This is a genomic window from Legionella steigerwaltii, assembly GCF_001468065.1.
Taxonomy (GTDB): Bacteria; Pseudomonadota; Gammaproteobacteria; order Legionellales; family Legionellaceae; genus Legionella; species Legionella steigerwaltii.
The window spans coordinates 177,384-188,816 of sequence record NZ_LNYZ01000038.1 but is presented as its reverse complement, the minus strand read 5'-3'; the positions used below and the strand labels follow the sequence as shown (position 1 = coordinate 188,816).

The window sequence follows — 11,433 nt, the reverse complement described above, 5'->3', positions numbered from 1 at the left end:
AGTCTTGGTGGGTTTGTCACGAAAGAGGTTGCATGATGAATGATTGGGTTGAAAATGAACAATATAGCGCTCATCCATTGCGTTTTTTAGTGGTGGAATCCTCATTAGGAATTCGTATTCTCATTCGTATGCATTTATTAGAGTTGAAGCATTTGGTGGATATGGCAGGGGATGATGAATCGGCAAGAGAGTTGGCTTTCATGAGAGTTTATGATTTTATCTTAGTGGATAAAAATTTAAATTGCTATGAGCTGATTGACCAGATACAAAAAAATTCGGTATTAAACAACCATACGCCCATAATCATTTTAACTTCTAGCCATAATCAGGAAAACCCGTCTCATGAGAGCGCTACTTATTTTAAAAAACCCATATCCAAGAAGGATGCAGTACAGTTGCTTTATTTTCTAAAAAATATTAAAAAATGAATTTTTTTAAAGGTGGCGTGCAAACATAAAATGGAGAAGATAAGATGCATTTATCTTCTGTTATTCAGTATGTTACGATGTAAGTAGTTTCAAGTTATTTTGATTGGCTGTTAAGGAGAAATAATGAATACTAATGGATTTAAAATAATTGTATTAATCGGTTTATTGGGTTTGGGCTTGACTGCCTGCACTCCTAAAACAACACCTGCTCCAGCTCATCCTGAGGTTAGCTATGAGGGAGGATTTGGTGGCGATGGTGGTCATGACCACCAACCTAAGAACGACTAAATAGGAAAACATAAATGTTTACTAATGGATGGTTTTTAAGTTCTTTAGGTATTGCAATTATTGTATTGATTGGTCTTATCTGGTGGTTCAGAAAAACTAAGAAAACCATCCATTTTTACACCGCTTTTATTACTTTTCTTATCCTTGCCGCGATTTTCTTACATGGTGTTTCATTTAAATTAAATTAGCTGGTGCTGATGAGGAGCAATAATGAGTAAGGATGTACCTCATGATTTAAAAAAATACTCAAAAGAGCAGTTACTGTGGTTCGCTCTTTTGCTCACGGGAAGCTTTTTAATTGCCGAGGTCGCTGGTGGCATTATCACAGGAAGCCTTGCATTAATTTCTGATGCCGCACATATGCTAACGGACGTTACCGCTCTTATTATTGCTCTAATTGCGATTCGTATTAGTAAACGTCCTGCCGATGCGCGTCGCACGTTTGGTTATAATCGATTTGAAATTTTAGCGGCTGCATTTAATGCGGTCCTTCTTTTTTTAGTGGCCCTTTATATTTTGTTTGAGGCCTATCAGCGACTCAAACAACCTCCTGAAATTTATTCCTTAGGAATGCTCCTCATTGCCAGTCTTGGTTTGGTTGTTAATATAGCGTCTATGTACCTTCTTTCCCAAGAAAAAGATAAAAGCTTAAACCTTAAAAGCGCTTATCTTGAGGTGTGGAGTGATATGTTGGGCTCTTTAGGGGTTATTGTTGCCGCACTTATAATTCGCTTTTTAGAGTGGAGTTGGGTCGATTCTGCTGTGGCAGTATTAATCGGTTTGTGGGTATTGCCACGCACCTGGGTTTTATTAAAAGAAACAGTGAATATTCTTCTTGAAGGTGTGCCAGCTGGAGTGGATCTGGAGATAATTAAAAACCACATGATGGCTGTTGAGGGTGTTTTGGATGTACATGACCTGCATATTTGGGCGATTACCAGTGACAAAATTAGCCTCACAGCGCATCTTGTCATTACTCCCTTTGTAGAAGAGGGAGCTATAAGAGTGAGCGTTCAGAGCATTTTATTCTCTCAATTTGATATTGGGCATACGACCTTACAAACGGAACATAAGAAAACTCTGGATAAAGAGGGTCTTTGTAGTTTTTCAAGCCATTAGGTTTCTAATAAGAACTGCTCTTTGATGAGCTTCGGATTAAACCATCATTACTGCTAATCTTTAAGAATTAAGATGGAATAGGAGTCGTTCATGGAAACTGCGACCAAGAAACAAGGTTTTGTAATCAGTATAGGGGCCCGATTGCTGATTGGATTTATGGCTCTTAGTTTGCCTTTATTGATATTAATTATGCTGTTATTACCTAAAGTAAATGATGTGATTGATCTCACACATAAAATTCATAGTGAAAATTTACCACCAATCCTTGATAGTCAAATTTATCAAGCTCAGGACATTCTTGAACATTGGGCAATGACTGGAGATCCAAAGGATAAAGTTTATTTTGCTCATATCTGGAATGAAATCACTCATGTTAGAGATCAGTGGGATCGAGTCATACGCAAATTAGATGATCCAAAACTACGGCATGAGTGGAGCAAGCTACAAGAATTATATTTGCCTTTTTATCAAGCTCAAGCGTCAGTACTCAATGCTTCTCGAGACCCGAATAATCCAGATAATGTAGAAAACAGCAGAAATAAGACAAGAGCTTTTGAAAAATCAATGATCAATATCATTGATGGTCCTTATTATGAAGAGACCGGCAAAAGAACTGGTGGATTATTCAGCGACTTAGCACGTGAAATAGAAAAGAATGTAAATACAATAGATAACAGCCTAATTTCCTTAAAAAAATCAGCCTTTTGGCTACTCATTTTAGCCATTGTTTTAACCCTTGTTGTGCCTTACACAACCCAACGAGCTATAGCAATTCCAGTAGATAAAGCGATTGATATAGCCGAACGAATTGCTGCAGGAGAGCGTGATGTCGTGATCCAAATTCAATCGGCAGGCAAATTAGGTAAATTGCTTCTATCGCTCAAAGCCATGCAAGAAGCCATTAGAAAAAATGAAGAAATTCTTCGTACTAAAGAAGAAGAATCTCGAGAATTATTTGAAAAACTCGTTAATGCATCGAAAAAATTTAGAGAATACAGCAGTAAAGTTGCTGCAGGAGATCTTCGAGAGCGTCTTGAAGTTGATAAAGAAGGTATTTTACACGAGCTGGGTAACGATTTAAATTCGATGACCAATGGTTTGGCATCTATTACCCAAAAAATCACCAAAGTAAGTAATAATATCGTAACTATGGTTGGGACGGTCATTACGTCTGCTAATCAACAAGCAGAAAGTATTACCTCCCAAGCAACTGCAATTAATGAAATCAGTGCTTCGCTGGAAGAAATTGATAAAAGCTCAAAAGAAACGATGACCAAAGCACAAGCGCTGAAAGAAGTGGCTAAAAATACCTATGAACAAGGAAAACGAGGTAGAGAGTCGGTCCAGAAAAGTATTCAAGGATTCAAAGATTCAGAAGAAAAAATGAAGCTTATTGCGCAAACCATTCTTGATCTAAGTAATCACACCCAACAAATTGGCGACATCACATCGGTGGTCAATACTTTGGCCCAACAATCAAAAATGCTGGCATTGAATGCTTCAATTGAAGCATCAAAAGCAGGTGAGGCAGGAAAAGGTTTTGCTGCAGTAGCTAATGAAGTAAGACATCTTGCCGAACAATCAGAACAATCGACAGTACAAGTACAAAAAATTCTTGAGGACATCCGACGAACTACAGAAAAAGCCGTTACCGTTACGGAAGAAGGAACAAAAACTCTTGATTCAGGAACACAACTTATCGAAAAAGCAGGCCAAGTCATTCAAGCGCTCAGCCAAATGATTCATGAAGCATCTATTTCCAGTCAACACATCGAGGTGGCTATACGGCAGGAAGCTGTAGGTATTGAACAAATTGTTGAAAGTATGAATGAAATTAATCGTACCACTTCAACCTTTTCAAGCGGCATTAAAGAGATGATGGCATTTATTCATAATTTGGATGATATTGCCAAACATTTAAAGGAAGACATCAATTTATATAAAGTTTGAAGGCAGCGCATGTTTTTAGGTGACCTTATTATTTAAGAACGGGTTGTATTTTTTAGGCACAGCTCATTTATCAATTTTCAATAAAAAATTATAATGGACGACTAAGAATCCCGCAGCAACAGAATAAATGGAGTAAAAAATTATCTGATGTGTCAATACACGCAAGTAGGTTTTTTCCACCGATCCCGTTCAAGCTGCCAATAATAATTAAATCAGTATGGTTAAGTCTATTATGCATTCAGTAAGATTGGTTTTACTATTACTGTTAAAGGCAGTGGTTTTCTTGGAAAAAGCTATTTTTTCCAAGAAAATTGTGCCCTAATGGCCAGAGTCAATTAGAACAATTTTAAATGTAGAGGGGAAAAGAGTAAATGAACACCATAAGCCGCTATGTCGTACCTTTTCTAGTTCTTGGATTCGTTGGTTGCAGTAAAAATGTACCTTTATTGCCTGAAGCACAGCATATCAGGGTTGCTCCACCGAGCAACAATATGAAGCATTGCTCCGATTTGGGCAAAGTGGTTGCCTATGATGTGAATGGCGTTAGTCAATCTTATCAATCCCATGAGCATCTTTATCAGGACGAATTAAATACTTTGAAAAATAATACCGCCGAGTTAGGAGGCGATACGTTAGTTATTACAAAAGATAAATCAACTTTTAGTGGTAATCCTAAAACACATTTAGTCGATAAACATACTTTAGAGGGTAAGGCTTATCGGTGTAAGTAAATGACAAAGAAATCCTATCGGTGCTGCATGAATTATGTAGGAGTTAAAATGCTAATTTTTATTCTCAAAGGTACCACTTAGGTTATCCATAATGAATGCAAAATGAAATTGTTCTCAGTATGATAAGTTAGACCATGATAAAAAGGATTTTATAATGTTTGAAATACTCCCCAATTGGCATCCGATTTTGGTGCATTTTACCGTCGCATTATTTACTACATCATTTGGTTTTTACCTACTTACGTATTTATCTAAATCCACGCCTCTTGTCTCGGATAAAATGACGTTAGAATTTGAAGTTGTTGGCCGTTGGTGTTTATGGTGTGCGGCTTTAGTGACGATTTTGACGGTTATTGCCGGTTTTTATGCTTATTATACAGTGAAGCATGATGAGCCAGCACACATGGCCATGATGAACCATCGCAATTGGGCATTGTCTACTGCTTTTGCCATGTGGCTTGTTGCAATTTGGTCTTTATGGCGCTATTACAAGCAAAAAGCAATGACTCTTACGTTCCTTGTCGCAATGTTTCTTGTTCAGGGTTTGTTGCTCTCTACAGCCTGGCGTGGTGGGGAGCTTGTGTATCGCCATGGATTGGGTGTCTTGTCGCTACCAAGTACCGAAGGTGAAACCGAACATCATCATGAATAAAGCCCATGAAAAGTGCGTCGATTTTTTCTTAATAAACATCTTAAAACGCAATCATTGAAGAATAAGAAGGGAGAATGGATTGTGCTGAAAAAAATAAGTGTATTTCTCACCAGTCTTTTGGTGATGACCAATGTGTTTTCTGCCCAGCGTGTTGTTGATTTAGTTGTGGGCTACAAGACCGTTCATTTTGCTGGAAAATCTCGAGTTGCGATTGCGGTAAATAATCAGATTCCAGCACCAACACTACACTTTAAGGAAGGCGATAAGGTCACTATTAATGTATACAATCATTTGGATAAACCCACAACAATTCATTGGCATGGTGTTTTAGTTCCTTGGCAAATGGATGGTGTGGAGCATGTGAGTCAAAAAGCGATTCCATCAGGAGGTGTATTTCATTATCAGTTTGTACTCAAGCAATCAGGAACGTATTGGTACCATGCACACTCTGAATTACAAGAACAACAGGGCTTATATGGTGCCTTCGTCATCGACCCGATTAAGGCACCCAAATATAAATACACGAAAGATTTTGTTGTGGTGTTATCCGATTGGAGTAATACCAAACCAGAGCAGATTTTAAAAAATCTAAAGAAAGAAGGGGATTATTATTCTCCGCGATTTCCGCTGCAGCCCTCTTTATTAAAATTTATGCATGATTATAAAAAAGGCTCCGCAGAGGAACGTAAGCGATTGTTTAATGACTACAAAATGATGCAACAAATGCGCATGAGTATTTATGATTTTAGTGATGTTGCTTATGATGCATTTTTACTCAATGGTCAACCCAAATTCAAACCTTGGACTGCTTTGGTGAAGCAAGGGGATGTGGTACGGTTACGCTTTATAGGTGCTGGAGGAAGCACCATTTTTCGTGTAAAAATTCCTGAGTCTGAAATGCAGATGGTGCACGCCGAAGGGAATGATGTGAGACCCTATATGATTAAAGATTTTGCCATTGCATCAGGTGAAACCTATGATGTGCTTGTTAAAATTCAAAAAAACACACCCTACATCATTTATGCAGAATCCTTAGATACAGTAGGGGCTGCATACGGTGCCTTAGTGACCTCTTCGCAACATTCTGTAGATTATTCAAAAGTACCTCCATTTCCTGAGCCATTGCCAGTTACTCGAGATATGATGGCCATGATGATGGGGAATATGAATCAAGGTACTTTACCTCAGACAGCAAAATCAGCCACTAAGACAAAAGAGAGAAGACATGCTCTTAAAATGAACATGAGTTCAATGTCTCATGAAATGGACAAGAAAAAATCACACGTTAAGGGAGCAAATAATTCATCGTCTATGCCCAACATGAAAATGGACTCCAACATGAAAATGGACTCCAACATGAAAATGGACTCCAACATGAAAATGGACTCCAACATGAAAATGGACTCCAACATGAAGATGGACTCCAACATGAAGATGGATTCCAACATGAAGATGGATTCCAGCATGAAGATGCCCACGGAGCCAACTATTATTGGAGACAAGATGGAGCCACCCAACTCCTCTTACAAAACTTCAATGGGCACAAAATATCAGCCCATGATTGCCGCAGTGAAAACAAATGATCCGAATACTCCAGTAGCGCATGTAATCAATATGGAGTTGTTTGGGTATATGGATCGATTTATTTGGTTTATCAATGGAGTTCCTGCTTATAAAGCGAAACCCATACGTTTAGATCCTGGGAAACGCTATCGGTTTGTATTTACCAACACATCCATGATGCATCATCCCATGCACATTCATGGTCATTGGTTTATTTTGCGCAAGGGGAATGATGCCTACGATCCTTTATTGCATACGATTGATGTGCCACCAGGTGCTACGATAACCGCGGATGTTGACACCGATGCCAGTGGCCAATGGTTTTTTCACTGTCATTTTCTTTATCATATGATGACTGGGATGTCGCGTGTGTTTCAATATTCTACATTAATAGAAATTACACAGGGTAAAAGAAAGCCGCAAAATATTATAAAACAAACGCCTTATTACAATCGTCCCATTGTACGAGTGGATGAAACCATGCCTATCGATTCTTCCTTGGTGAAGTATCCGATGGTCCATCCTGCAGGTTTATGGCGCGCCTCATTTATCGATGCTGGTGCTGATCCGTTTCATAATGCACAACGCCTAAATTACAAGGGTTTATATGGTCCTGATTATCATAAGCTTGAATTATTCGTCAATGATGCGGAATTGTTGAAGGGAAAGGTTGAAAGTGCTGACATTGATATTTTTTATTGGCATTTAATCAGCCAGTTTTGGGCGATTAAAGCAGGTGCTAATTATACCAATAAACCAGCAAATACACCCTATTGGCAGCCAGGTATTGGTATTGAAGGGTTAATGCCTTATTTTATCGATACCAATCTTCGAGGCTATTACTACAATGGAAGTGCTAAACTGGATTTGGAGTTATCGCGAGATACCCAGATCACCAATAACTTTTTTATTAGGGCAGGGGTACGCAGTATTCTGGCTTCGAAAACAGTCATTCAAGCCAATATCGGTAATGGACTCAATCAAATGCGCTATATTGTCAGGCCTTATTATCGGCTGGCTCCTGGATTAAATATTAATGTTGAATACGAACATGAGCAAGATTATGGCGCTTTTAAAAACATACAAATAATTAATGGGGAAGCAGCCAGTCAAGATACGGTAACATTTGGCCTTACCCTGTTATTGTAAGAGAAGTGGACAATTAATATTGAAATTTGAGCTTTTTATTTTAAATCAACTCTGATTATGAGCCTTGTCTTGTACTATTCCAGGTGTTGAGCAAAAGATTAAAGTGGTGTCATTTAGAGTTAGAGGGTCGAGGGTTAGCTGATGTACTTACGAATCATATCTCCAACGTTTGCGGCTCTGGGTGCCGCTGTGTTTTTGGTGGTTGCATACCTTTTGCCAAAGAACTTGTTGGATTATTATATGTTGGTAGTGGTATAGGATTGATTGTAACCTGCTTAATTAAAGACCACGGTTGGCATCATTCAGGATTGGTAAAAGATGATTGGATTTGGCGGAATTTTAGAACCTGTATTATTAACGTTTGGCCTACAGTAAACAAGTGCCGCAACAACTTCTATATTATTGAATCTTAAAGCAGTACCCACTGCCTTATAAGGGGGTAATTCCATTTCGTTGTATAAGGACCCTTCACCACCTTGTTGAGCCTGCTTTAGAAGTGCTGATAATAAAGCTGTATTGTAATAGATCATGCACCAGGGGGTTCTGGTTAAGTAGAGCAATCAGACCTCCGTCCACTTGTTATTCAAGTATCAATAAAACAGATCGAGTTGGGTAGGGCTTCAGGTTTTGATTCCCTTTTCATTTCATCACATCCATTGGCTTATTTAGCCCTGGTGCAATTATTAAGATCTTTTTGAGAATTTTGATGTATACTATACCTACGTATAGTATACATTTTTAGAGATTTAATTTATGGCACATTTATTAAGGGATAAAAAGAAGCTACTTCATCGCATTAACCGTATTCAAGGCCAACTGAATGCATTGAAAGAAAAGCTAGAGCATTCTGAAGAAAATGATTGTGGCGGTGTTTTGCAGTTAATCGCTGCATGTCGTGGTGCAATGAATGGTTTGATGGCCGAAGTTATCGAAGGTCACATACGTAATCATCTGGTTGATCCTGATAAAAGTCCATCATCAAGCCAAGCACAAGCAGCTCAGCAATTATTGGATGTTGTTAAGACCTATTTAAAGTAAGTTTAAATAAATTGAGGAACTGTCAATGAATCAAGAACATAATGATCACAGCCATATTTTTACTTTGGTAGAGGGATTGCGCATAGGATTCGTATTTATTTCTCTTCTATTGAGCTGGACACCTTTAGGGACTCAATTTGTACCATTTAAATATATTGGTTTTATTGCCGCACTCATAGGTGGGTATCCTATTTTTAAGGAAGCATTTTCATCTTTAAGCGAACGCAAAATGACTATGGAATTATCCATGACAATTGCATTGCTAGCCGCTTTAGCTATTGGGGAAGTATTTACAGCATTAGTGATTATACTTTTTGTATTAATTGCTGAAGTACTAGAGGGTCTTACTATCGAGCGCGGCAGACGTGCTATAAAAAGTCTTCTTGATTTCATGCCTAAAGAAGCATTCATTCGGCACCAAAATGGTGAGAGCAAAAAAAATATCGAGGAAATAAAAGCGGGTGATACTATTATTGTTAAACCGGGTTCCCGTATACCAATAGATGGAACTGTTATTAGAGGACTAACTTTTGTTGATCAATCTGCAATAACAGGTGAGTCAATGCCAGTAGAAAAAATTGCTGGATCTGAGGTCTACGCAGGATCTATCAATCAATCTGGTGCCATTGATGTGGAAACAAAACGAGTTGGTAAAGATACGGCTTTTGGAAAAATTATTCAGGCAGTTGAAGCGGCGGAAAAATCTCGTGCTCCCATTCAGAAAACAGCTGATCGTCTTGCAGGCTATCTTGTTTATTTTGCTATTGGTGCCGCACTTCTCACCTATTTTCTTACTCATGATATCCGCTCAACTATATCTGTGATTATTGTAGCAGGTGCATGTGGCGTAGCCGCGGGAACTCCATTAGCTATTTTAGGAGCAATTGGTAGAGCTGCGGGCAAGGGGGTTATTATAAAAGGTGGCTTATATATCGAAGTGCTAAGTAAAGTGGATACGGTAGTTTTTGATAAAACAGGAACCCTTACTTATGGCGCACCCTCTGTTGTTGCTGTTTGTCCTATGCCCGGCATTACTGAGCAGGCTGTACTTGAGGCTGCGGCTATTGCTGAACGATTATCAGAACACTCAATCGCCAGAGCTATTTTGCAAAAAGCAAGCGAGCAAGATCTGGATATTATTGAACCGGAACACTTCGATTATAAACCTGGAAAAGGGATTATTTGTTGGGCAAATCAAGAAAAAATTATTGTTGGTAATTTGGCTCTGTTTCAAGAGGAACAGATCAATATCAGTGACGTTAAGCCAGGCCCGAACTATTTATCTGAGGTGTTTGTCGCGCGTAATAATCAATTACTCGGTGTAATACGAATTGCAGATATCATACGTAAAGAGGCCAGAGAAGCAATAAGTGAAATAAAAAGAATGGGTTTAAACACAATTCTTTTAACCGGGGATACCTTAACGATTGCGCAGGAAATTGGTAAGCAGCTTGGAGTAGCCAAGGTAGAAGCCGAACTGCTTCCAGAGCAAAAAGCAATCCGTATTCGAGAGTTTATGTTAGCAAAGGCAAAAATAGCGATGGTTGGTGACGGTATCAATGATGCGCCTGCATTAATTGAAGCAAATGTGGGTATTGCTATGGGTACTGGGACGGATGTGGCGCGAGAGAGCGCTGACATTGTATTATTAGGCAATGATTTATTCAAATTTGTTGAAACAAAATTTGTTGAAACAGTTGGAATTGCAAGAAGATGTTACAAAATTATTATGGCGAATTTTGCAGGCACACTTTTGGTAGATACGGTGGGTATTTTATTAGCGGCTTTTGGCTTTCTTAATCCGCCATTGGCTGCTTTTATTCATGTTTCTTCAGAACTAATTTTCATTATGAACTCTGCCAGGTTGCTTCCAAATGTAATAATAAATAGGAAAGAGCAAAAAGGGATTGTAAATAATACTATTTAATATTTTCTGACTCAAAATTGGCTTCTATTCCTGAAAGGATATTTTCTGTCATGCATGTATTATCAATTACCTTTGATTACGATAGGTTTTTCATAAACAGAATCCTTTAGGATATCAAACTGTTTTATTGAGGACATTATTTGCGAAGGACATCGATAGGCGCTTCCTTCAATGGTATGATTGCTGATGTCTGTATGTCGGCTCGGACTCCATAATTGATATCGCTTAACCAAGTTTTGATGTTTTTCAAACACAACAACATTTGCATTTAATTTTTTTCCTTCATTTTTAAGAAAATTAATGTCATCCTTTTCTAGGTTTTTTTCTAATCCCCAGGTAAATTGAATCTTCGTACCATGCACATCCTTGCCAGAGATTTTGCCCAAAAATGTGCAGGATTTTAAATCCGAAATAGTGTGATCATAGAGAATCGTGATATTTTGAGCACCGGGTTTTAAGGATCTTGGTACACAGCCAATAGTGGTACTCATGATAAAGAAAATAATCATTAAAAAAATCGATTTATTCATGGCAATCCCTTATAAATCTTATGACAGAAATCGACGATTGTTTGTCTTAACGCTCCCT

Annotated in this window: 12 protein-coding genes; 10 read left to right on the top strand and 2 right to left on the bottom strand. The window is 38.3% G+C overall.

What is annotated here, in order from left to right:
- Nucleotides 1-32 precede the first annotated feature (32 nt).
- The 8 genes from Lstg_RS15865 (at nt 33) to Lstg_RS15840 (ending at nt 7,880) form a co-directional block, all read left to right on the top strand.
- Entirely contained in the window at nt 33-428 is a 396-nt protein-coding gene (locus tag Lstg_RS15865) for a response regulator (protein WP_230849075.1), read from the top strand.
- A gap of 123 nt (nt 429-551) precedes the next feature.
- Nucleotides 552-716, top strand: a complete 165-nt coding sequence (locus Lstg_RS17930; protein ID WP_165481737.1) for a hypothetical protein — start codon at nt 552-554, stop codon at nt 714-716.
- Nucleotides 717-730: 14 nt separating this feature from the next.
- Nucleotides 731-904 (top strand): hypothetical protein, encoded by a 174-nt coding sequence (locus Lstg_RS17925; RefSeq protein WP_165481736.1) that lies wholly within the window; start codon nt 731-733, stop codon nt 902-904.
- Nucleotides 905-926: 22 nt separating this feature from the next.
- A complete protein-coding gene (locus Lstg_RS15860; RefSeq protein WP_058478592.1) occupies nt 927-1,835 on the top strand; it encodes a cation diffusion facilitator family transporter in 909 nt (302 codons plus the stop codon).
- Between the two features lie 90 nt (nt 1,836-1,925).
- Entirely contained in the window at nt 1,926-3,785 is a 1,860-nt protein-coding gene (locus Lstg_RS15855; RefSeq protein ID WP_058478591.1) for a methyl-accepting chemotaxis protein, read from the top strand.
- 371 nt (nt 3,786-4,156) lie between these two features.
- Nucleotides 4,157-4,516: a DUF4156 domain-containing protein gene (locus Lstg_RS15850; RefSeq protein ID WP_058478590.1), complete on the top strand. Its 360-nt coding sequence runs from the start codon at nt 4,157-4,159 to the stop codon at nt 4,514-4,516.
- 154 nt (nt 4,517-4,670) lie between these two features.
- Nucleotides 4,671-5,168 (top strand): DUF2231 domain-containing protein, encoded by a 498-nt coding sequence (locus Lstg_RS15845; RefSeq protein ID WP_058478589.1) that lies wholly within the window; start codon nt 4,671-4,673, stop codon nt 5,166-5,168.
- Between the two features lie 93 nt (nt 5,169-5,261).
- Nucleotides 5,262-7,880 (top strand): multicopper oxidase domain-containing protein, encoded by a 2,619-nt coding sequence (locus tag Lstg_RS15840; protein WP_238585465.1) that lies wholly within the window; start codon nt 5,262-5,264, stop codon nt 7,878-7,880.
- Nucleotides 7,881-8,182: 302 nt separating this feature from the next.
- Here Lstg_RS15840 and Lstg_RS15835 read toward each other — a convergent pair whose 3' ends face one another.
- Nucleotides 8,183-8,440 (bottom strand): hypothetical protein, encoded by a 258-nt coding sequence (locus tag Lstg_RS15835; protein WP_115324599.1) that lies wholly within the window; start codon nt 8,438-8,440, stop codon nt 8,183-8,185.
- A 193-nt stretch (nt 8,441-8,633) separates the two neighbouring features.
- On the opposite strand from Lstg_RS15835, the gene Lstg_RS15830 reads away from it, so the two are divergent.
- On the top strand, nt 8,634-8,918 hold the full coding sequence (locus Lstg_RS15830; RefSeq protein ID WP_058478587.1) for a metal/formaldehyde-sensitive transcriptional repressor: 285 nt from the start codon (nt 8,634-8,636) through the stop codon (nt 8,916-8,918).
- Between the two features lie 25 nt (nt 8,919-8,943).
- On the top strand, nt 8,944-10,845 hold the full coding sequence (locus Lstg_RS15825; protein ID WP_058478586.1) for a heavy metal translocating P-type ATPase: 1,902 nt from the start codon (nt 8,944-8,946) through the stop codon (nt 10,843-10,845).
- Nucleotides 10,846-10,907: 62 nt separating this feature from the next.
- On the opposite strand, the gene Lstg_RS15820 is transcribed toward Lstg_RS15825, so the two are convergent.
- The gene (locus tag Lstg_RS15820) at nt 10,908-11,375 is read right to left on the bottom strand and encodes a DUF4156 domain-containing protein (RefSeq protein WP_058478585.1); all 468 of its coding nucleotides are present in this window, start codon (nt 11,373-11,375) and stop codon (nt 10,908-10,910) included.
- Nucleotides 11,376-11,433 lie beyond the last annotated feature (58 nt).

What these genes read in the sequence shown, in the direction of transcription:
- Lstg_RS15865 (WP_230849075.1), top strand. Translation starts at nt 33, where the DNA reads ATGATGAATGATTGGGTTGAAAATGAACAATATAGCGCTCATCCATTG.
- Lstg_RS17930 (WP_165481737.1), top strand. Translation starts at nt 552, where the DNA reads ATGAATACTAATGGATTTAAAATAATTGTATTAATCGGTTTATTGGGT.
- Lstg_RS17925 (WP_165481736.1), top strand. Translation starts at nt 731, where the DNA reads ATGTTTACTAATGGATGGTTTTTAAGTTCTTTAGGTATTGCAATTATT.
- Lstg_RS15860 (WP_058478592.1), top strand. Translation starts at nt 927, where the DNA reads ATGAGTAAGGATGTACCTCATGATTTAAAAAAATACTCAAAAGAGCAG.
- Lstg_RS15855 (WP_058478591.1), top strand. Translation starts at nt 1,926, where the DNA reads ATGGAAACTGCGACCAAGAAACAAGGTTTTGTAATCAGTATAGGGGCC.
- Lstg_RS15850 (WP_058478590.1), top strand. Translation starts at nt 4,157, where the DNA reads ATGAACACCATAAGCCGCTATGTCGTACCTTTTCTAGTTCTTGGATTC.
- Lstg_RS15845 (WP_058478589.1), top strand. Translation starts at nt 4,671, where the DNA reads ATGTTTGAAATACTCCCCAATTGGCATCCGATTTTGGTGCATTTTACC.
- Lstg_RS15830 (WP_058478587.1), top strand. Translation starts at nt 8,634, where the DNA reads ATGGCACATTTATTAAGGGATAAAAAGAAGCTACTTCATCGCATTAAC.
- Lstg_RS15825 (WP_058478586.1), top strand. Translation starts at nt 8,944, where the DNA reads ATGAATCAAGAACATAATGATCACAGCCATATTTTTACTTTGGTAGAG.
- Lstg_RS15820 (WP_058478585.1), bottom strand. Translation starts at nt 11,375, where the DNA reads ATGAATAAATCGATTTTTTTAATGATTATTTTCTTTATCATGAGTACC.